18 protein-coding genes and 1 pseudogene are annotated in these 21,297 nt (G+C 67.2%); 11 read left to right on the top strand and 8 right to left on the bottom strand.

Annotated elements, in window-relative coordinates; genetic code table 11:
• Positions 1 to 36: 36 nt before the first annotated feature.
• The gene (locus tag H1R19_RS07395; protein ID WP_188329912.1) at positions 37 to 1,260 is read right to left on the bottom strand and encodes an acetyl-CoA C-acetyltransferase; all 1,224 of its coding nucleotides are present in this window, start codon (positions 1,258 to 1,260) and stop codon (positions 37 to 39) included.
• Between the two features lie 51 nt (positions 1,261 to 1,311).
• Positions 1,312 to 2,073, bottom strand: a complete 762-nt coding sequence (gene fabG, locus H1R19_RS07390; RefSeq protein ID WP_219851106.1) for a 3-oxoacyl-ACP reductase FabG — start codon at positions 2,071 to 2,073, stop codon at positions 1,312 to 1,314.
• A gap of 198 nt (positions 2,074 to 2,271) precedes the next feature.
• On the opposite strand from fabG, the gene H1R19_RS07385 reads away from it, so the two are divergent.
• From H1R19_RS07385 to H1R19_RS07355, 7 genes and pseudogenes are all read left to right on the top strand, one after another.
• Positions 2,272 to 3,462, top strand: a complete 1,191-nt coding sequence (locus tag H1R19_RS07385; protein WP_219851105.1) for an acyl-CoA dehydrogenase family protein — start codon at positions 2,272 to 2,274, stop codon at positions 3,460 to 3,462.
• 71 nt (positions 3,463 to 3,533) lie between these two features.
• On the top strand, positions 3,534 to 4,550 hold the full coding sequence (locus tag H1R19_RS07380) for an AraC family transcriptional regulator (RefSeq protein WP_219851104.1): 1,017 nt from the start codon (positions 3,534 to 3,536) through the stop codon (positions 4,548 to 4,550).
• A 151-nt stretch (positions 4,551 to 4,701) separates the two neighbouring features.
• Positions 4,702 to 4,911: pseudogene (locus tag H1R19_RS07375) on the top strand (NAD(P)-binding protein); the annotation flags it as partial.
• A 188-nt stretch (positions 4,912 to 5,099) separates the two neighbouring features.
• Complete coding sequence (locus H1R19_RS07370) at positions 5,100 to 6,089, top strand: alpha/beta fold hydrolase (protein WP_219851103.1); 990 nt, start codon at positions 5,100 to 5,102, stop codon at positions 6,087 to 6,089.
• Positions 6,086 to 7,003, top strand: a complete 918-nt coding sequence (locus H1R19_RS07365; RefSeq protein WP_219851102.1) for a metal-dependent hydrolase — start codon at positions 6,086 to 6,088, stop codon at positions 7,001 to 7,003. Before H1R19_RS07370 ends, H1R19_RS07365 begins: the two co-directional genes overlap by 4 nt.
• 107 nt (positions 7,004 to 7,110) lie before the next feature.
• Complete coding sequence (locus tag H1R19_RS07360) at positions 7,111 to 8,118, top strand: PDR/VanB family oxidoreductase (protein ID WP_244970903.1); 1,008 nt, start codon at positions 7,111 to 7,113, stop codon at positions 8,116 to 8,118.
• 12 nt (positions 8,119 to 8,130) lie between these two features.
• Positions 8,131 to 9,276, top strand: coding sequence for a zinc-binding dehydrogenase (locus tag H1R19_RS07355; RefSeq protein WP_219851100.1), 1,146 nt, complete (start codon positions 8,131 to 8,133; stop codon positions 9,274 to 9,276).
• A gap of 148 nt (positions 9,277 to 9,424) precedes the next feature.
• On the opposite strand, the gene H1R19_RS07350 is transcribed toward H1R19_RS07355, so the two are convergent.
• Together H1R19_RS07350 and H1R19_RS07345 are read right to left on the bottom strand one after the other, a co-directional pair.
• Positions 9,425 to 10,189: an SDR family NAD(P)-dependent oxidoreductase gene (locus H1R19_RS07350; protein ID WP_188329920.1), complete on the bottom strand. Its 765-nt coding sequence runs from the start codon at positions 10,187 to 10,189 to the stop codon at positions 9,425 to 9,427.
• A 37-nt stretch (positions 10,190 to 10,226) separates the two neighbouring features.
• Positions 10,227 to 11,360 (bottom strand): thiolase family protein, encoded by a 1,134-nt coding sequence (locus H1R19_RS07345; protein ID WP_188329921.1) that lies wholly within the window; start codon positions 11,358 to 11,360, stop codon positions 10,227 to 10,229.
• Between the two features lie 653 nt (positions 11,361 to 12,013).
• On the opposite strand from H1R19_RS07345, the gene H1R19_RS07340 reads away from it, so the two are divergent.
• On the top strand, positions 12,014 to 13,210 hold the full coding sequence (locus H1R19_RS07340) for an acyl-CoA dehydrogenase family protein (RefSeq protein WP_188329922.1): 1,197 nt from the start codon (positions 12,014 to 12,016) through the stop codon (positions 13,208 to 13,210).
• Positions 13,211 to 13,259: 49 nt separating this feature from the next.
• The gene (locus H1R19_RS07335; protein ID WP_188329923.1) at positions 13,260 to 14,417 is read left to right on the top strand and encodes an acyl-CoA dehydrogenase family protein; all 1,158 of its coding nucleotides are present in this window, start codon (positions 13,260 to 13,262) and stop codon (positions 14,415 to 14,417) included.
• Positions 14,418 to 14,472: 55 nt separating this feature from the next.
• On the opposite strand, the gene H1R19_RS07330 is transcribed toward H1R19_RS07335, so the two are convergent.
• Positions 14,473 to 15,351: a DUF559 domain-containing protein gene (locus H1R19_RS07330; RefSeq protein WP_188329924.1), complete on the bottom strand. Its 879-nt coding sequence runs from the start codon at positions 15,349 to 15,351 to the stop codon at positions 14,473 to 14,475.
• Positions 15,352 to 15,549: 198 nt separating this feature from the next.
• Between H1R19_RS07330 and H1R19_RS07325 the strand changes: the two genes are divergently transcribed.
• Both H1R19_RS07325 and H1R19_RS07320 read left to right on the top strand, forming a co-directional pair.
• Positions 15,550 to 16,422, top strand: coding sequence for an SGNH/GDSL hydrolase family protein (locus H1R19_RS07325; protein ID WP_244970963.1), 873 nt, complete (start codon positions 15,550 to 15,552; stop codon positions 16,420 to 16,422).
• Between the two features lie 32 nt (positions 16,423 to 16,454).
• Positions 16,455 to 18,260 carry an ABC-F family ATP-binding cassette domain-containing protein gene (locus tag H1R19_RS07320; RefSeq protein ID WP_219851098.1) on the top strand — a complete coding sequence of 602 codons (1,806 nt, stop codon included), beginning with the start codon at positions 16,455 to 16,457 and terminating at the stop codon, positions 18,258 to 18,260.
• A gap of 4 nt (positions 18,261 to 18,264) precedes the next feature.
• On the opposite strand, the gene H1R19_RS07315 is transcribed toward H1R19_RS07320, so the two are convergent.
• The 3 genes from H1R19_RS07315 to H1R19_RS07305 all read right to left on the bottom strand — a co-directional run bounded on the left by H1R19_RS07315 (position 18,265) and on the right by H1R19_RS07305 (position 21,159).
• Positions 18,265 to 19,410: a lipase family protein gene (locus H1R19_RS07315; RefSeq protein WP_219851097.1), complete on the bottom strand. Its 1,146-nt coding sequence runs from the start codon at positions 19,408 to 19,410 to the stop codon at positions 18,265 to 18,267.
• Between the two features lie 75 nt (positions 19,411 to 19,485).
• Entirely contained in the window at positions 19,486 to 20,454 is a 969-nt protein-coding gene (locus tag H1R19_RS07310) for a 4-(cytidine 5'-diphospho)-2-C-methyl-D-erythritol kinase (RefSeq protein WP_188329928.1), read from the bottom strand.
• A gap of 36 nt (positions 20,455 to 20,490) precedes the next feature.
• Positions 20,491 to 21,159, bottom strand: a complete 669-nt coding sequence (locus H1R19_RS07305) for an HAD family hydrolase (RefSeq protein WP_188329929.1) — start codon at positions 21,157 to 21,159, stop codon at positions 20,491 to 20,493.
• Positions 21,160 to 21,297 lie beyond the last annotated feature (138 nt).

The raw sequence follows: 21,297 nt of genomic DNA, 5'->3' as shown, positions 1-21,297 counted from the left end.
AGCGTCGACCGAGCGGAGCGAGGGCGCGTACCGAGGTCAGCTGACGCGTTCGAAGACCGCGGCGAGACCCTGGCCACCGCCTATGCACATCGTCTCGAGGCCGTAACGTCCCTCGCGGCGCTGCAATTCGCGGGCGAGCGAGGCCAGCATGCGTCCGCCGGTCGCGCCGACGGGGTGACCCAGCGAGATGCCGGAGCCGTGCACGTTGGTGCGGTCGAAGTCGCCACCTGCGGCGAATCGCCCGAAGCCCCACTCACGGGTGACGGCGAGCGCCTGCGCGGCGAACGCCTCGTTGAGCTCGATGAGGTCGATGTCGGCCAGGGTCAGACCCGCCTTGGCCAGCGCCTTCTCGGTGGCCGGCACCGGGCCGATACCCATGGTGCGCGGCGGGACGCCCGCCAGCCCCCAGGACACGAGCTTCACGAGCGGACGCAGGCCCAGCTTCTCGGCGACCTCGGTGGTGGTGACGATCGCCATCGACGCGGCGTCGTTCTGGCCGCTGGCGTTACCCGCGGTGACGGTGGCCTCGGGGTCGGCCTTGCCCATGATCGGCCTCAGCTTGGCCAGTGACTCCAGCGACACGTCCGGGCGCGGATGCTCGTCGGTGTCGATGATCTCATCGCCCTTGCGGCTGGGCACCGTCACCGGGACGATCTCCTCGGCCAGTACGCCGTCCTTCTGCGCACGGACGGCACGCTCGTGCGAGGCGACGGCTAGCTCGTCCTGTTCCTCGCGGGAGATCTCGTACTCCTTGCGGAGGTTCTCGGCGGTCTCGATCATGCCGCCGGGCACCGGGTAGTGTTTGCCGCCGGCGGTCGAGCGAGCGCGAACCAGGCTGTCGTGCATGGCGATCCCGGTACGTGCACCACCCCACCGCATGTCCACGGAGTAGAACGACGCGTTGCTCATCGACTCGGCACCGCCGGCGATCACCAGGTCGTTGTCGCCCGCGGACACCTGGTACGCGGCCTGGATGACGGCCTGCAGTCCCGAACCGCAACGACGGTCGATGTGCATGCCGCCCACCGTGATCGGGAGTCCGGCGTCGAGTGCGACGACACGGCCGAGCGCCGGCGCCTCGCTGTTGCCGTTGCAGTGACCGAGGATCACGTCCTCGACCTTCTCCGGGTCCAGGCCGGTGCGCTCGATCAGCCCCTTGAGCGCGGTCACGCCGAGATCGACGGCGGTGAGGCTCTTGAACATCCCGCCGTAACGGCCGATCGGGGTACGTACCGGCTCACAGATGACGACGTCGCGCATGGGGGACCTTTCGGGTTCGGGGAAGAGAAAAGAGTTGGAGGAGAACCACTCTCACATGAAGCGGCCGCCGGTCACCTCGAGGACGGTGCCGGTCATGTACGAGGACATGTCCGAGGCCAGGAACAGGGCGACACTGGCGACCTCACCCACCTCACCTGCGCGGCGCATCGGGATCTCGGCCATCTTCTGATCCCAGGCCTTCTGCGGCATGGCCTCGGTCATCGCCGACCGGATCAGGCCGGGCTGGATGGCGTTGACGCGCACACCGTGGTGGGCCATCTCCTTGGCCGCGGCCTTGGTCATGCCGACGATGCCTGCCTTGGCGGCGGAGTAGTTGGTCTGCCCGACCATGCCCACCTTGCCCGACAGCGACGAGATGTTGACGATCGCGCCCGACTTCTGTTCACGCATGATCGCCGCGGCTTTACGGGTGCCGTTCCAGGTGCCCTTGAGGTGCACCGAGATCACCAGGTCGAAATCCTCTTCGGTCATCGTGCGCATGGTGGCGTCGCGGGTGATCCCGGCATTGTTCACGAGCACATCGAGCGAACCGAAACCGTCGACGGCCTCGGCGAGTAGCGTGTCGACATCCGCGCCGTCGACGACGTTGCATTTCACGGCCCGGGCGACGCCGGCGCCGCCGAGCTTCTCGGCCGCGGCCTGTGCGGCGTCGATGTTGAGGTCACCGAGGACCACCCGTGCGCCGGCCTCCACGAAGGAGCGGGCGATCTCGAAGCCGATGCCCTGGGCGCCGCCGGTCACAACGGCGGTCCGGCCCTCGAGCAGCGGCTGCGGGGTGGTGCTGGGTGACATGTTTCGGTCCTTCCGAGAACTTCGATGTGAGCGTGGTGTGGCGTGCGGGCGGATCGAACTCCGACACCACATTCGACGACTGCCAGCAATCTACCGAGGATCGGCCGCGTTTCACCCACGCGGTTCATACGCAACGGCTATCGCAGTGATCCCGCTTTCGTATTGGACCGCTCACGCCCAACGCGCAAGAGTGACCACATGACCGGAGTGACGCAACCAGAGACCCCAACCTCGTCGCAGGTGAGTGCGGAGGACTTCGCCGACATTCTCGCCGCCACGCGAGAATTCGTCCGCGAGGTCGTGGTCCCCCGCGAGCAGGAGATCCTCGACACCGACGCGATCCCTGAGGACATCCGCCAAACCGCCAAGGACATGGGTCTTTTCGGCTACGCGATCCCACAGGAGTGGGGCGGCCTCGGCCTCGATCTGACGCAGGATGCCGAGCTCGCCATGGAGCTGGGCTACACCTCCCTCGCCCTGCGTTCGATGTTCGGCACCAACAACGGCATCGCCGGACAGGTGCTCGTCAACTTCGGCACCGACGAGCAGAAATCCGCCTGGCTGGAGAAGATCGCCTCCGGCGAGGTCGTCGCATCGTTCGCGCTCACCGAGCCCGGCGCCGGTTCCGACCCCGCAGGCCTGCGGACCAAGGCCGTCCGCGACGGCGACGACTGGGTCATCACCGGGGAGAAGCGTTTCATCACCAACGCACCGCTGGCCGATCTCTTCGTCGTGTTCGCCCGCACCCGCCCGGCCGACGCCGACGGCACCGGCATCGCGGTGTTCCTCGTCCCCGCCGACTCCGCGGGCCTCACCGTCGGCGCCAAAGACCGCAAGATGGGCCAGGAAGGTGCGTGGACGGCGGATGTGCACTTCGACGGCGTGCGCGTGCCCGCCGCAGCACTCGTCGGTGGCAGCGAAGACGTCGGCTACAAAGCCGCGATGATGACTCTCGCCCGTGGGCGCGTGCACATCGCCGCGCTGTCGGTCGGTACCGCGCAGCGCGCACTCGACGAGTCGATCGCCTGGGCGGCCACCGCCACCCAGGGCGGCAGTCCGATCGGCGAGTTCCAGCTGGTCCAGGCCATGCTGGCCGATCAGCAGACCGGTGTGATGGCCGGCCGCGCCCTGGTGCGCGACGCCGCCCGCGCCTGGGTCGAGGGCACCGACCGCCGCATCGCCCCCTCGGCGGCCAAACTGTTCTGCACGGAGATGGTCGGCAAGGTCGCCGACCTCGCCGTGCAGATCCACGGCGGAAGCGGCTACATGCGCGACGTCCCGGTCGAGCGCATCTACCGCGAGGTCCGGCTGCTGCGCCTGTACGAGGGCACCAGCGAGATCCAGCGGCTCATCATCGGACGGAACCTGGTCAAGCGCGCCGCGCGCTGATCCGCATGCGTCGGGCGTCGGGCGTCGGTCAAGAAGTTGTCTTCGGACGACAATGACTCCACACTGATGTCATGGCCGTCTTGACGCGGGGCTCGCTGATCTCCCGTGCAGATGAGCTCATCACCGAGCTCGGCGGTGATGCCGACACCCTCCTTCGGGCCCATGGCATCGACCCGCTGGTAACCGGTGACTTCGACCGGTACATCCGCTACGAGGACGCGGCCGCCGTACTCGGGCACGCAGCTCGCGAATTCGACTGTCCGGACTTCGGATTGCGCCTTGGCGGCATGCAGAGCATCGCATCGTTGGGACCGCTCAGCGTCATCCTGCGCAACGCCGCGACAGTGGGCGAAGCGATCACGAACTTCTGCCGCTTCCTGGGGAACCTCGCACCAGCCGACACCGCGATGCTGTCCACGTCGCCCGGATCGGCGGTCTACTCGTACTCGACGATCCTCCACAACGACTTCGACCGGCGCCAGATGGTGGAGAAGAATCAGGCTCTGGCAATGAACGCCATCAATGTCATGATGGGCGACAGCGTCGGGCCGATGAAGGTCACCTTTCAGCACGAACGGCTCGCACCACTGGAGTCCTACTTCGACGTGTTCGCCTGCCCGGCCGAGTTCGGACAGAGTCAGAACACCATCCACCTGTCGCCGGCACATCTCACCCGTCCCATCGAGGATCGCGACGAAGCCGCACTCACACTCGCCCAGGAGTATCTGTCCAGGGTCCATTCCGGGGTGGCACGGGCCGAGCATGTCAGGGACGTGACGCGGCGCCTGCTTCTGGTCGGAGAGGCCGGTCTCTCCCAAGTGGCCCGGGCGGTATCGCTGCACGAGCGCACCCTGCAACGCGAACTCGCGGCCGAGGGCACCACTTTCGAGAAGATCCTCGACGATGTTCGACGGGCGACGGCCTGGGAGCTCGCGGCAACGGGCTTGCAGGCTTCGCAGATCGCCGTTGCCCTGGGCTATGCCGAACAGAGCAGCTTCACCCGTGCCTGCCGCCGCTGGTACGGCCAGCCGCCGCGCACTCTGCTGAAACAGCGCCGTGGCAGCCGCCCCGAGGATCCGATCTTCTAGACAGGTGGGCCACGCGCCCTTCCACCCGCGATCACCGAACCGACCGATGTCGCCAAATGACAACTCTATGTCGCGTGAGGGCAAGTTTTGTCGACGCAGGCTTGCGACTCTTGTAGGCAACGTCACACGGAATGCAATCACAGGAGCTTTCATGCCTACAGACCCCGCGCCCGCTCCGGGCGTCGGATTCGATCACGTCGATGTTCTGGTCGTCGGCGCCGGCCTGGCCGGGATCGGAATGGGATACAACCTCAAGCGATCGCGACCGGGCCGGAGCTTTGCGATCGTCGATGCGCGAGACTCGATCGGCGGTACGTGGGATCTGTTCCGCTACCCCGGAATTCGCTCGGACTCCGATCTGCAGGCGTAGGACTTCAACCGCGACCGGATCGTTCTCGGCCAGGACCCGATCGACGATCCGGAGCTCCATTTCACATCGGCCACCTCGCCTGACGGTGCCCTCACGAACGCTGCCCTCACGAACACTGCCCCCACGAACGACGCCCCCACGAACGACGCCACCTGACATATGAAGGAGACGGTCCAGTGATGAACTCATCGCCGCCGCATGAATCCCCGACACTCATCGCCAACAATGCTGCCCGGCCGGGTGATCCGACACGATTCGCCGATGCCACCGACGGGGTCAAGCTGGCGATCTACGAGTACGGCGACAGCGATCGACCCACCGCACTGTTCGTCCACGGCTTTCCGGACGACCACAGGGTCTGGGAACCGGCAATCGCTTTGGCGGCCGGCGACTTCCACGTCGTCACCTACGATGTACGTGGTACCGGAGCATCCGGGCAGCCCACCGTTCGGGCCGGCTACGCGATGCCCCAACTGCGTGACGACCTGGCCGCCGTCATCTCCCTCACCAGCCCGGACGCGCCGGTCCATCTGATCGCGCACGATTGGGGCTCGATCCAAGGTTGGTCTGCGGCAACCGATCCGGCTTTCGTCGACACACTCGCCTCGTTCACGTCCATCTCCGGACCGAGCCTCGACATGGCCGGCGCCTGGATACGCCGTGGGCGCCGCCACCCGGGCAACTTGGTTCGTCAGCTCGCCGATTCCTGGTACATCTTCGCATTTCAGTTGCCGTTCCTCCCCGAGATGCTCGTGAGGCGCGGTGTCGTCGAGAAGCTGGTCGCCAGATCCGAGAGCATCGGCGTGCCCGCCGACGTGCAGCCGCCGGCCGGACGCCGGTCCCGTCGCGACGCGATCAACGGTATCGAGCTCTACCGCGCCAACTTTCGCCGTCTGCTCTCACCACGCCCCGCCCGCGCGGTGTGCCCGGTACAGGTCATCGCCCCGAGGGACGACGCCCACGTGACCGTTCCGCTCGGGCTCGAGGCGCCGAAGCCATTCACCGACACCCTGCGCACGCACGAAATACCCGGCAATCACTGGGTGGTGGAACAGAACCCCGCCCTGATCGTCGGCCTCGTCACCGAGTTCATCAGCACCACCGGGTTCATCAGCACCACCGAATTCACCAGCACCGGAGAGCAGCACCAGGACGGAGACCGCGCATGACAATGACACCCCAGCGTCGCAGCGACCCCCGAAAGGTCGCACTTCACGCCCGCAACGTGCACTTCGACTGGACGGATCTGCCGTTCGAGTGGATTCCGGGTGAGCACTTCGCCTCGCACTACATCAACGTCCTCAATCTCTTGCTCCCAGAGGGTGAGCGCTGGTTCGTGCAGGTGTTCAGCGAGATCCTGCCGATGATCCGGGACGACCAGCTCCACGAGGACGTCGTCGGGTTCATCGGCCAGGAAGGCGTCCACGCAGCCTCCCATCAGGGGGTGCAGGACTACTACACAGCCAACGGCCTCGACGTCCGGCCCTACGTCGCGGAGATCGAGGCCATGTTCCGCAAGGTACTCGGAGATCGCGACCTCGAGGGCAAAGCCCGTGAGGAATGGCTGATCGAGCGTGCCGCGATGGTCGCCGGAGTCGAACATCTCACTGCGGTACTGGGGAATTGGAGTCTCAATTCTCCCAAGCTCGATGAACTCGAGTCGAACGAGACGATGCTGGACTTGCTCCGATGGCATGGGGCCGAGGAAGTCGAACATCGCACGGTCGCCTACGACGTCTACAAGCACATCGACGGAAGGTACTGGCGCCGGGTCCGGACCTACGCCGTGGGAGGCGTGCTGCTGTTCTCGCTGTGGTGGCGCGGCGTCAAGTTCCTGATGGCCAACGATCCCACCATCGCGGCCGATGCCACACGGCCCCGCGCCAGAATCGTCAAGCTCATCTGGGCCGAGGCCCGTCATGTCGTCCCCGGACTCGGCACCTTCGCGAAAGCCTCGTGGAAGTATCTGCTGCCGACCTACCACCCGTCCCAGGAGGGCTCGACATCACAAGCCGTCGCGTACCTGGCGAAGTCGCCGGCCGCCATGCGGGCGGACGCTCTGGCGATCAACCAAGCACCATGAGAGATACTGCACACCAGTCGAATCGGAGTCGGCCGCGCACTCGCGGCGTTCGCTACACACCGGGGACCGACATCCCGGACGCATTCGTCTTCCGACTCTTCGAAACGGTGACCGGCACCTGGTGGACCCGCGCCGCAGCACGTTCGGCGGGTGGCCGTCCACCGGTGCGCGCCGTCGATCGTGACCTACGTGTGCGGATCCGCTCTGCCCGCGACGAGACCGGCGATGTCCGGACGCTGTCGTTCACCCGAACCGACGGGCAGATGTTTCCGGCGTGGGACCCGGGCGCTCACGTCGACGTGGTGCTGCCCAGCGGCCGGATCCGCCAGTACAGCCTCACCAGCGACCCCGCCGACCTGCGCACCTATCGGATCGCGGTCCGCCGGATCGACGAAAACCGCGGCGGCGGCGGAGGATCTGCGGAGGTCCACACCCTCGAGCCCGGACAGGAACTGACGTTGAAGGGACCGCGGAACGCATTCCCCTTCATCGATTCCCCGCGCGGGTACGTCTTCGTCGCCGGCGGCATCGGGATCACGCCCATCCTGCCCATGCTCCGCGATGTGGCTCGGCGAGGCGACCCGTATGTCCTCATCTACACCGGCCGCGACCGCGCATCGATGCCCTTTCTCGACGAGATCAGTCAGATCGTGGGAGACCACGACCTCCACATCTGGCCCGACGACGAGTACGGTACGCCCGACGCCGCGAGGATCATCGATCTCGCACCCCCGGGTGCCGCGCTCTACACATGCGGGCCGACGCCGATGGTCGACGCCATCCGCGCACAGATCCCGGACCCGCAGATCGACACCCTGCACTACGAACGATTCAGTCCACCAACGGTTGTCGGCGGAGAGAAGTTCACCGTCCGGCTCGCGAGCACCGGCATGGAGGTACACGTCGAGTCCGACGAGTCCGCACTGACGGCCATCCGGCGGACGAAGCCAGGACAGGCCTACTCCTGTCAACAGGGGTTCTGTGGAACGTGCAAGGTCCGGTTGCTGGACGGCCAGGTGGAGCACCGCGACCACGTCCTGACCGACCGCGAACGCGACGACCACATGATCCTGTGCGTCTCTCGCGCACAGGGCACAATTTCCATCGACGCATAGGAGACCTACTCGATGAAGGCCGTTGTCTGCACACAGGGCGAGCTCACGGTTCAGGAGGTGGACCGACCCGAACCAGGGGCGGGTCAGATACTGATCAAAGTGCTGCGGACCGGGATCTGTGGGTCGGATCTGCACGCCACCAAGGACGCCGCCGAGCTGAATGCGCTGATGCTCGAGTCGGGTTACACGACCGCGATTCGTCCGGAGCAACAGGTAGTTCTCGGCCATGAGTTTATCGGCGAGGTGGTGTCGTACGGTCCGCAGACGCGTGGCCGATGGCCTGCGGGTACGACGGTTACGGCACTGCCCATCCTGCACACCGAAGCCGGAATGCATCTGACCGGGTTCGACATTCACGCAGCAGGCGGCTATGCCGAATACACACTGGTCGAGGAGGCTCTGACATTCCCGGTTCCCGACGGGGTCTCCCCGGACAAGGCGGCGTTCACCGAGCCGCTCACCGTCGCGCGGCATGCAGTACGTCGATCCGGGATCAGCAAGAAGCGCCCAGCCGTTGTCATCGGGTGTGGACCCATCGGCTTGGCCGTGATCCTGATGCTGAAAGCCACCGGCGTCACGACGGTCATCGCCTCCGATCCGTCGCCCGGCCGGCGCGAACTGGCCGCGCGGTGCGGTGCCGATGTGGTCGTCGACCCCAGGGTCCGATCACCCTGGGACGCCCTCACACTCAAGGATCCGGTCAACTCGACGCCTGAACTCCTCGCGTTCGCGCTCACGATGACCAGAGCCGTGCGCCGGATTCCATTCGCCTCGCTGGAGAAGATCTTCTTCGGAGCCGAGCGACTCGGCCGCTCCCCCAGCGGCCCAGTGGTATTCGAATGCGCGGGCGTCCCGGGCATCATCGATCACATCGTCGCCGACGCACCGCTTCGCACGCTGGTGGCAGTGGTGGGGATGTGCACCGAAGTCGACAAGTTCCGACCGGCCGTCGCCCTCAGCAAAGAGATCGACCTCCGGTTCGTGTTCGGCTACGACCCGGCCGAGTTCAGCCAGACCCTGGGCATGATCGCCTCCGGCAAGGTCGACCCGTCACCGCTGCACACCGCGACGGTCGGTCTCGACGGTGTGGCACAGGCATTCAACGATCTCGGCGACCCCGAACGTCACGCGAAGATCCTGATCGATCCGCGTCGCTGAAACGGCCCCGATCGGGCCGACGACGGCGGCCCCGACGACGGGGTGGGTCACTCGATAGCTGAGTGGGTGGGCGCCGGGGCGATCACCGCGGCGACTCCTCTCGAAATACGTTGTGGGGATGCGACTTTCTCGCGCGACGCACGATCGGTCAGCGCGGCGCCATCCGGATGGCGCCGTCGAGACGGATCGTCTCCCCGTTGAGGTAGGCGTTCTCCAGGATGTTCGCGGCCAGCCGGCCGAACTCGTCGGGTCGGCCCAGACGTGACGGGTTGGGGATGCTCGCCGCGAGGGAGGCGCGCACGTCCTCGCGCAGACGGGCCAGCAGCGGGGTGTCCATGGTGCCCGGCGCGATGGTGTTCACGCGGATCAGTTTGCTGGCCAGGTCGCGCGCGGCGACCAGGGTCATGCCGACGATGCCGGCCTTGGACGCCGAGTAGTTGATCTGACCGATCTGACCTTCGAAGGCCGCGACCGACGCGGTCAGGATGATCGCACCGCGCTCGCCGTCGACGGGTTCGACGCGGGCGATGCGCTCGGCGCCCAGCGACAGCGCGAGGAAGGACCCGACCAGGTTGAGCTTGATGACGAACTCGAAGTCCTCGGCCGAACCGGCCTTGCCCTCCTTGTCGAGGATGCGCATGCGGCGGCCCGCGCCGGCGCAGTGCACGAGGCCGCGGAGGCCACCCCGCTCGTCGGCGACGTCGAGAGCGGTGGCGAACTGCTCGGCGTCGGTGATGTCGGCGGCCGCGAAAGTGGCTGCGTCACCGAGTCCTTCGGCGACGGCCTGACCATCGGAGGTCGGCAGGTCGATGAGGGTGACCAGGCCGCCGGCGTCGATGACGCGTTTGGCCGTGGCCAGCCCGAGGCCGGATGCGCCGCCGGTGACGGCGACCGAGAGTCCCTTGAGTTCCATTGTGGTGACGTGCCTTTCGCCTGGGGTGAGCGGCTGATCAGAGGAGTTCGAGGATGGTGGTGTTGGCCATGCCGCCCGCCTCGCACATCGACTGGAGCCCGTAGCGGATCTTGTTGTCGCGCATGTGGTGGACGAGGCGGGTCATCAGGATCGCCCCCGACCCGCCGAGCGGATGACCGACGGCGATCGCCCCGCCGAGCGGGTTCAGGCGCTCGAGGTCGGCACCGGTCTCGGCCTGCCACGCCAGCGGCACCGGCGCGAACGCCTCGTTGATCTCGAACGCCCCGATGTCGTCGATCGACAGGCCGGAACGTTTGAGTGCCTTGGCGGTTGACGGAATCGGGCCGGTCAGCATGATCACCGGGTCGTCGGCGGCGACGACGGCGGTGTGGATACGCGCGATGGGGGTCAGCCCGTGCGACTTCGCGGTCTCCGACGACATGATCAGCAGCGCACCCGATCCGTCGGAGATCTGCGACGAGTTGCCGGCATGGATCACGCCGTCCTCGCTGAAGGCGGGCTTGAGCTTGGCCAGCGACTCGAGGGTGCCGCCACGGCGGATACCCTCGTCACCTTCGAGTACACCGGGGATCGGGGCCAGCTGACCGTCGAAGGCGCCGCGGTCGGCAGCGGCCGCGGCGAGCTCGTGGGAGCGCAGTGCGTACTCGTCGAGGCGCGTGCGATCGAGAGTCCACTTCGACGCGATCATCTCCGCGCCGATGCCCTGGCTGAACTTGTCCACGCCATAGCGGTCGAGGACCGTCGGCGGCTGACTCTCGCCGTTGGGTGCGGCCGAACCCATCGGGACGCGGCTCATCGACTCGACACCGCCGGCGATGACGACGTCCTGCTGGCCCGCGATCACCGCGGCGGCCGCCATGCTGACCGCCTGCTGGCTCGACCCGCAGGCCCGGGTGACGGTGGTGCCGGGCACGCTCTCCGGCCAGCCGGCCGCGAGCACCGCGGTACGCGCGATGTTGCCGGCCTGCTCGGAGGCCTGGCTGACGCAACCCCAGACGACGTCGTCGACGATGGCCGGGTCGATGCCGGTCCGCTCCACGAGAGCCTCGAGGACGTGCGCGGACAGGTCGGCCGGATGGATTCCGGAGAGTGCGCCGCGGCGACGTCCGATCGGTGCGCGGACCGCGTCGACGATCACTGCATCACGCATGAGGTCTCCTAGATGTCGGGGCAGGTGCCCGGGATGGCGAATGGTGCCGGGATGAAGTTGTGGGGGCGAGCTCAGGCCGGTGCGCACCGCGGCACGGATGACGTCGGTGCGGAGGAATCGCCCGTCGCATCGAGCCGACCACGAAGGGACCTGGCAGACAAGTAGATTCCCGCTCACAGACGATGAGGCCCTGCCTATGGGACGTCGGGGTCGTGACGTTCCACAGGTGAGACCTACGAAGATGCACCCTCGATCGTGGCCGCGTGCAGCCGCAGACGCAGGAGGAACACCCAGGCCCTTTTCGAAGTACGACTGGATCACGACGCACCAGAGGAGGCCTGCGACGGCCGGCGTGAGGAACCAGTACGCGACGAACGGACCGACTGCGATTGCCCATGTGCCGAGGCCCTCCGCGAGCACGCACCATTGGCCGGCCCTATCGGAGGGTTAGGTGTATCGCCACCGTCTCATGGCTCCGCTTCGTTGGCTCGGTCTCATTGGCTCGCGCTATCGGACCGTTAGCGCAACACCGTCTACTCCCCTGCCTCCTCTGCGTGCATGCTGAGACTCGGGGACCACTCCTCTGTCCCACGCAGCATCCGCCACCCGGTGCGATCCGCACCGCCGACGACCTCCGGAGAGAACTCACCACCATGACCCGCCTCGCGCAGACCCTGGGACTCACCGAGATCCAGACGGAGATCCTGGCCAACGTCCGGTCGTTCGTCGACAAGCAGATCATCCCCAATGCGCAGGAACTCGAGCACGCCGACGAATACCCGCAGGCGATCGTCGACGGGATGAGCGAGATGGGTCTGTTCGGGCTGATGATCCCCGAGGAATACGGCGGCCTGGGCGAATCTCTCCTGACCTACGCGCTGTGCGTCGAGGAACTGGCCCGCGGCTGGATGAGCGTCTCCGGTGTCATCAACACCCACTTCATCGTCGCTTACATGGTTCGCCAGCACGGCACCGACGAGCAGAAGCAGCGTTTCCTGCCGCGGATGGCGACCGGAGAGGTGCGCGGCGCGTTCTCGATGTCCGAGCCCGAGCTGGGTTCCGACGTCGCGGCGATCAAGACCACCGCCAAGCGGGACGGAGACGGCGGATATGTCATCAACGGCCAGAAGATGTGGCTGACCAACGGGGGCAGCTCCACCCTCGTCGCGGCGCTGGTCCGCACCGAGGAAGGTCACGACAAGCCGCACAAGAACCTGACGACGTTCCTGGTGGAGAAACCGGCCGGATTCGGCGAGGTGCTGCCCGGCCTGACCATCCCGCGCAAGCTGGACAAGATGGGTTACAAGGGCATCGACACCACCGAGCTGATCTTCGACGGTTACCGCGCCGAGGCCACCGACATCCTCGGCGGCGAACCGGGCCGCGGCTTCGGCCACATGATGGACGGAGTCGAGGTCGGCCGCGTCAACGTGTCCGCACGTGCCTGCGGAATCGCCCAGCGCGCCTTCGAACTCGGCGTGAAGTACGCCCAGCAGCGCTCGACGTTCGGCAAGCCGATCGCCGAGCATCAGGCGATCGCCTTCTCACTGGCCGAGATGGCCACCAAGGTCGAGGCCGCCCACCTGATGATGGTCAACGCCGCCCGCCTCAAGGACTCCGGGGAGCGCAACGACGTCGCGGCCGGGATGGCCAAGTACCTGTGCAGCGAATACTGCGCGGAGGTCACCCAGGCCAGCTTCCGAATCCACGGCGGCTACGGCTATTCCAAGGAATTCGAAATCGAGCGACTCATGCGCGACGCGCCGTTCCTCCTCATCGGCGAGGGCACCAGCGAGATTCAGAAACAGATCATCTCCAAGGGACTCCTACGCGAGTACCGCGAGAAGTAGTCTGAACTCCTTCAATCCTTCCCGCTTCCAACATCTTTAGGAAACACACATGCAGCGTCGCATTTTCACCGAGGATCATGAGGCCTTCCGGAAGACCATCCGGGACTTCATCGCCAAAGAGGTCGAGCCCGTCTACCACGACTGGGAGGAGCAGGGCCATCCCCCGCGCGAGTTCTACAACCGCCTCGGCGAACTCGGCGTCCTGGGCATCGAGGCACCCGAGGAGTTCGGCGGCGGCGGCGTCTGCGACTTCACCTACTCGATGGTGATCGCCGAGGAGACCTCCGCGGCGGGCGTCACCTTCGGCAGCTACTCGGTGCACTCCAACCTGATCCTCCCGTACCTGATGGAGTACGCGACGCAGGAGCAGAAGGAGCGCTGGATCCCCGGATTCTGTTCCGGCGACCTCATGTTCGCGATCGCGATGACCGAACCCGGCACCGGCTCGGACCTCGCGAACATCGCCACCACGGCGAAGCTGTCCGAGGACGGCTCGCATTACGTGCTCGACGGCGCCAAGACCTTCATCACCGGCGGCGCCCTGGCCGACCGCATCCTCGTGGTCGCCCGCACCACACCCTTCGATACCGCGAATCGTCGTGCGGGACTGTCGATCCTGGTGGTCGACACCAAGTCCGAGGGCTTCACCGTGGGCCGCAAGATCGACAAGATCGGGCTGAAGGCCTCCGACACCGCGGAGCTGTCGTTCAGCTCGGTCAAGGTGCCCGTCGAGGACCTCCTCGGCGAGGAGGGTGCCGGCTTCACATACCTGAGCCACAACCTCGCCCAGGAACGCCTCACCATTGCGATCGGGGCGTCGGCCACCGCCGCCGCGGCCGTCCAGCACGCCATCGCCTACACCAAGGAACGGACCGTCTTCGGCAAGCCGGTGGCCGCCTTCCAGAACACCAAGTTCTCACTGGCCGAGTGCTCCGCCGACGTCGAGGCGATCCGCACGTTCGTCGACCGCGCGCTCGAACTGCACAACGAGGGCGAGCTGAGCGTCCCGGATGCCGCGCGCGCCAAGTTGTTCGCCACCGAGACCGCGGGCAAGGTCATCGACAAATGCCTGCAGCTCCACGGCGGTTACGGCTATGTCCTGGAGTACCCGATCGCGCGGCTCTACGCCGACACCCGCGTCACCCGGATCTACGGCGGCACCAGCGAGGTCATGAAGACGATCATCGCCAAGGATCTGGGCCTGTAAGCCGTCACCCGGTTCACAGAGTGAGGGATGAGTATCGTTATCCGATACGCATCCCTCACTCTGTGCGCGGCTTGAGCGCGTGATTGACCTGCGCGGCAACGTATCCCGGCCGCTCGACCAGGTCGGCCCAGGTGAAGTTGAGAACAGTCCACCCCGCGACGATGAGTGCGTTGCGACGCTTCCTGTCGTTCTGGAAGACGTCTGCGTCGGTGTGATACGCCATGCCGTCGATCTCCACCGCGACCTTCTCCTGCACGAAGGCGAAGTCCACCTCATAGCTGCCCACCGGATGATTCGCGATCCAGCCCACGATCGCGTATTCGTCGAACAGGTCCACCGTGAGACGTTCGGCTGCAGACCTCGCACCCGAACCGACCACGACAAGCATCTTCGCCATCTCCGGCGCACCTCTGCATCCGCGTCGACGCTGGTAGGCGTCCACCAGCTTGTCGACAGTCACCTTCTTACGCTGCAGCGCCCTGTCCAGGACATCCATCTTTCCTTCGACGGCGCCTTCGAGGACGGTCAGCGGCAGAGCCGTGACCCGAAGGCCCCTCCGGACCACGACGTCGGCATCGTCGAGCTCACGCCGGATGACGGTCGTGCCCCGCACCGGTGAACCGTGCCAACCCATCGGAACGGTGACCGTGCAGGTCGAGGGGCGTGTGGTCACCACGCCGTGCCACCACGCAGCCATCAGACCGCTCACGATCGCGTGCGACGAGACGGACAGGGCCACCAACCGGGTGCGGGTCTTGTCCGTCACCGGGTGATCGGCCAGCCGGTAGACGCCATGGCTTTCGCGCACCCACTGTCCGGACTTCACGCGTCGACCTGTCGCTGCGCGGTCCAGGCCGTGGTCGCGAGCCTCGCCGACGGTGATCACGCCGTCATGCGCCAGCGCGAGTTTCCGCAGTTCAGGTGCTGTCGTCATGAACAAGTGGACGCGGCCGACGTCTCCGGGGTTCCCTCGCCGCCGGCCTCGCCGCGACAGTGCGGGATACGTATCGGTTTCCGATACGTATCCCGCACTGTCGGTCTGGCACCGATCCGCCTCACAGCCCGACCGGTCGTGCCTTAGTATTCCCTGAGCGACTCGGCGGTAGTGGAAGCGATGTGTGCGGTGGTGCGGATGGTTCGGGGCGGGTTCCGGGTGTTGACGACGGTGTTGATCACCGCCTTCGTGACAGCTCTTCTGGTGGCGACGGCGTCACCCGCCCAATCGGCGCCGGTGCGCTACACGGGCGGCCCGTATGTGGCGTTGGGCGACTCACGTGCCTCCGGCGGATTCTTCACCCCGACCCCCGGCTACTTCGCGGGGTGCAAGCGCTCCGCGTTCAACTACCCGACCTTGGTGGCCGCCGCGACGCTGCCGCGCCGCTTCATCGACGCGTCGTGCGCGGGAGCGCAGGCCGCGCATCTGTACCAGGCGTCGCAGCACACCGACGGTGGCCCGAAGACGATCCAGGTGCATCTGGTCCCCCGCGATGCGCAGCTGATCACCGTGAGCATCGGCGGCAACGACATGCGCTGGGCCGCCGTCCTCGGCCAGTGCAAGACCCCCGCGTTCACCGATCGTCGCTGCCGCCACAACCGCCGGCTCGAGAACGAGGTCCGCTGGCGCATCGAACTCATGGAGAACCGGGTCACCCCGGCACTGAAGGCCATCCGAAAGAAGGCCCCCCGCGCGCAGATCATCGTCGTCGGGCTCGGCGGCTTCATCGGATTCCACGGTTGCTGGCCGCTGGTCCCCCTGAGCGATCCCGACGCCCGATGGATGCGTGAGGTCTTCAACCGCGCCAACGGCGCGCTGTGGCGGGCCACCACCAAGGTCGACGGCCAGTTCGTCGACGCCAACCGGCGCTCGGCGGGACACGACGCCTGCAACCTGATCAATCCCTGGTACGAGAGCGGGTTGTCCAACAACATCGCGCTGCCCTACCACGTCAACCAGGCAGGCGCGGTCGCGTTCGCCGCGATGATCAACGGGGCCATCCGCCGGTAGCCCTGCCACGCGGACCCACTAGCGTTTGTCGCGTGGCACATCTACTCGGCGCGGAAACCCTAGGCCTGGAATACCCGACGACGAAGGTCTTCGACTCGGTGTCCCTCGGCGTCAACGAGGGCGACCGTATCGGCATCGTCGGACGTAACGGCGACGGAAAATCGAGTCTGCTCGCGATGCTCGCCGGCCGGATGGAACCTGATTCCGGCCGGGTCACGGTGCGCGGCGGAGTCCGCATCGGCGTCCTCTCCCAGGTCGACGAGTTCGACGACGGCGAGACCGTCGGACACGCCGTCGTCGGCGACCGTCCCGAGCACGAGTGGGCCGGCGATGCGCGGGTGCGCGACGTCATCGGCGGGCTGCTCGGCGACGTCGAATGGTCTGCGCCCACCGACTCGCTGTCGGGTGGTCAGCGCCGCCGGGTCTCGCTGGCCCGGTTGCTGGCCGGCGAACACGACGTCCTCGCGCTCGACGAACCGACCAACCACCTCGACGTCGAGGCCATCACCTGGCTCGCCGACCACCTCAAGCGACGCTGGCCGGCGAATGCGGGTGGGCTGCTGGTGGTGACTCACGATCGGTGGTTCCTCGACGAGGTGTGCACGGTGACCTGGGAGGTCCACGACCGCATCGTCGAGGCGTTCGAGGGCGGATACGCCGCCTACATCCTGCAGCGCGTCGAACGTGACCGGCAGGCCGCGACGATCGAGGCGCGTCGCCAGAACCTGGCGCGCAAGGAACTGGCGTGGCTGCGGCGCGGCGCTCCGGCCCGCACGTCCAAGCCGAAGTTCCGGATCGACGCCGCCAACGCCCTGATCGCCGATGTGCCGCCCGTTCGCGACACCGTCGCCCTGCAGTCGCTGGCCACCGCGCGCCTCGGCAAGGACGTCGTCGACCTCCTCGACGTCTCGGTGTCCTACGGCGACCGCACCGTGCTCGACGGCATCGAGTGGCGGCTCGCGCCCGGTGAACGTACCGGCATCCTCGGCGTCAACGGCGCCGGCAAGTCCACCCTCCTCGGGCTGGTCGCCGGCACGGTCGAGGCGACCGGCGGTCGTGTCAAGCGCGGCAAGACCGTCAAGGTCGCCACCCTGACGCAGCGGCTCGACGACCTCGATCAGTACCTCGACGACCCGGTCCGCAAGGTGATCGCCGACCTGCAGACCACCTACACCTTCGGCGCGGGATCCAAGGCTCAGGAACTGTCACCGTCGCAGCTCCTCGAGCGACTCGGCTTCGACAGCGCGCAGCTCTCGACCCCGGTCAAAGATCTCTCCGGCGGTCAGAAGCGGCGGCTGCAGCTGCTGCTCATCCTGCTCGACGCCCCGAATGTGCTGATCCTCGACGAGCCGACCAACGACCTCGACACCGACATGCTCGCCGCCCTCGAAGATCTGCTCGACTCCTGGCCCGGAACCCTGATCGTCGTCTCGCACGACCGCTACTTCCTCGAGCGGGCCACCGATCAGCAGTTCGCGGTCATGGACGGCAAGCTCCGCCATCTTCCCGGCGGCGTCGACGAGTTCCTGAAACTTCGTGCTGCGCAGTCGAAGTCCAACTCCTCGATGCCCGCCGGTGCGAGTTCATCGGGTGGCGGCGCGGCGGCCACATCGCTGAGCGGCGCCGATCTGCGAGCGGCGAACAAGGAACTGGCGTCGATGGAGCGGCGAATCGACAAGTTGCACAGCAAGATCGACGCGGCACGCACCGCGCTGGCCGATCACGACCAGGCCGATTACCAGGGCTTGGCCGCCGAGACGGAGAGCATCCGCACCATGGAGGCCGAACTCGAAGAACTCGAGGAACGCTGGATGGAGCTCGGCGAAGCGATCGAGTGAGGACTCAGTCGCCGAACGCCTGCCGGATCGCAGCCAGGACGTCGGGCAACGATCCGTCGACGACACTGCTGTGGTCGGCGCGCGCATAGGTCTTGAGGTCGACGTCGACCCCGTTGTCACTCATCGCCGACCGTAGCTTGCGGCTCAGCAGGTACGGGAGAACGGGATCGAGGATCCCGTGCGCGATGGTCACCTTCGCCGGGTAGCCGGAGGTCGGCACCTCCGCATACTCCCGCAACGCATTCCGGAAGGACTGGTCGTCGGTGAACGATCGGTCCACCAGCGATCCCGGCGACACCGACCGCAGCGCGTCGACGAGATCGCCGTTGCACCGGGAGCGCGAACGGTCGAGGAAACGCTTGCCGTCGGTCGTCAGGAAGTCGGTGACGCGCAGCTCGGGGTGAGCGTGATCGAGGCCGGCGAGGGTGTACAGGAACGGGGCACTCAAGACATTGAGTGCCCCGAGGGCGGGGACGCGTGGGCCGAAGATGCCGAACAATTCCTCGAGCAACGAGACCGGGGCGATCGCGACGACGCCCTCGACCGGCAGTTCCGGCGCGTACTCGGGTGCGAGCCGGCCGGCCTGGATCGCCGCGTGCCCACCCTGCGAATGGCCGATCGACACCCAGCGCGCACCTAGTGTGTTCTCGACCGATCGGGCGGCGCGGATCATGTCGATGACCGAGTGCGCGGCCGCACGGCCACCGAGATATTCGTTCTCCCCGGCGGTTCCGAGGCCGGCGTAGTCGGTGGCGGTGACCGCGTAGCCGGCTTCCAGAGCGGCCCGGACCGGCAGCTCGACGCCGTCGCCGAGGCGGTGCCGGGTCGGTGCGCACTCGTCGGCGATGCCGACCGTCCCGTGCGCCCACGACACGACCGGCCACCCGCCGGCGGGCGGCGTCCCCTCGGGCAGCCAGTACACCCCACTCGACATCGCCGGGCGTCCGCGTTGGTCCCGCGTCGCATAGGTCAGACGGGTGCCCGCTGAGGCCGCCGTGGGGAGCTGGTCGTCGGCGACGTCGGCGGTGGTGAACACGAATCCGTTGTCCGGGGCGGCCGCATGCGCGGGCGCCGCGGTGGCGAACAGACCGGTCCAGGCCAGTACGGCGACGACGAGCGCCGCGATACGCATCGGAGGTCTGCCAGGCATCAGACCACTGTAGTGGCCGGCGTCGGGTCGACGGCCCCCGCGTAAGGCGCCGTCGGTGTCCGCAGCGGACCGCGGTCAGTGAGCCTGTTCGGGAGTTCCCAGTACACGCGTGCCCGGCGCCGGACCGCATGCCGTGCGCACGGAGCGGGCCACGCCCGCCCCGGACAGTTCGGCGGCGACGTTGACCGCACTGATCTCGTCGGCGCACAGGAAGGCGCACGTCGGTCCCGAGCCGGAGACGATGCCACCGAGCGCTCCGGCATCGATACCCGCGCGCAGCGTGCGTCGCAGTGTCGGTTGCAGGCTGAGGGCGGCGGGTTGCAGGTCGTTGTGCAGCAACGGGGCCACGGCGCGTGCGTCGCCCGACGCCAGGGCCTGCATCAGATCGTCCGGGCGGCGCAACAGGTCACGCTCGTCGTCGGCGGCGACGCCGCCAGAGCGGCTGTCGCGCAACCGATCCAGCTCGCGATACACCGCGGGGGTGGACAGCCCCTCGCGGGCGAGCGCGAGTACCCAGTGGAACTCGCCGCGCGAGAGCACCTGCATGAGCCGTTCGCCGCGTCCGGTCCCCAGCGCCGTGTTGCCGTGTAGCGCAAAGGGAACGTCGCTGCCGAGATCGGCGGCGATGGCGGCGAGGTCGTCGCGTCCGATGTCGAGTTTCCAGAGCGCGGCCAGCGCCACTAGTGCACCCGCGGCATCGGCACTGCCCCCGGCCATTCCGCCGGCGACCGGGATGGACTTGTCGATGTCGATGGAGACCCGGCCCGTGCGGCCGGCCCAGTCGGCGAGGGCCACCGCGGCACGGACGGCGATATTGGCGCCGTCGGTCGGTACCGATCCGGCACCCTCCCCGCGGACGGTGACGCTCATCTCGTTGGCACGGGCGACACGGATGTCGTCGTGGAGCGACAGGGCTTGGAAGACGGTGACCAGATCGTGGTACCCGTCATCTCGGCGCGGACCCACACCGAGGTGCAGATTCACCTTCGACGGGGCCCGCGCGGTGATGGAGTCGGACACCACCGACAGAGACGTTCGCGGCACAATGATTCAGCCTAGTCTCAGTCGGTGGGAGTCCGCTCAGGGACGCCATCCCCTGGCGACGAGATCGCCGACATCGTCGACGACCAGTATCGCCCCCGCGTCGCGGAGTTCACCCTCGGCGAAGCCGCCGGATCGCACCGCCACGCAGTCGGCCGGAAGGCGGTGTGCCGACTCGATATCCCACACCGTGTCACCCACCACGACCGCTCGCCCACCGCCGGCGCGTTCGAGTGCCACGGAGAGGATGTCGGGTGCAGGCTTCGACGAGTCGGCATCGTCGGAGGTGGTCACGGCGGCGAAGTCGTCCCGGTGCAGTCCCATGGAGTCCAGCGCGGCGTCGGTGAACTCGGACTTGCCCGACGACGCCAGCGCCACCCGGTAGTCGGCGTCGAGCAGACCGCGGATCAGGTCGACGGCGCCCGGCAGCGGTCGCACGTCCGCAAGCATCCCGCGATAGTGCTCGGACCAGGCATCGCGCAGCGTGTCCCCGAGCGACTCCTCGACCTCGTCGCCGCAGATCTCGCCGACCAGACGGTCGCCGCCCATGCCGATCGCGCGGTGGACGCGCCACCACAGGGGCGTCAGATCGTGCGCTGCGAAGGCCCGCATCCATGCCAGGGCGTGCAGGTACGTCGAGTCGATGAGTGTTCCGTCGACGTCGAGGAGCACTGTGTCGATGGTTTCAGTCGTGTTCTGGTCGGGCATCCGTACCTCATTCCGCAGCTGTCGATCACTGGGCGCGCAACTCAACGCCTACACCGATCCGACCGGTTTCGCAGAAGAGTGACCCCGCAGCAGCGACCCGAAACTCGCGACCCCGAAACAGTGACTGCAGAGGAGCAA

Origin of the sequence: Gordonia jinghuaiqii, assembly GCF_014041935.1 — a bacterium.
Taxonomy (GTDB): Bacteria; Actinomycetota; Actinomycetes; order Mycobacteriales; family Mycobacteriaceae; genus Gordonia; species Gordonia jinghuaiqii.
This window is presented reverse-complemented; position numbering and strand designations above follow the sequence as displayed.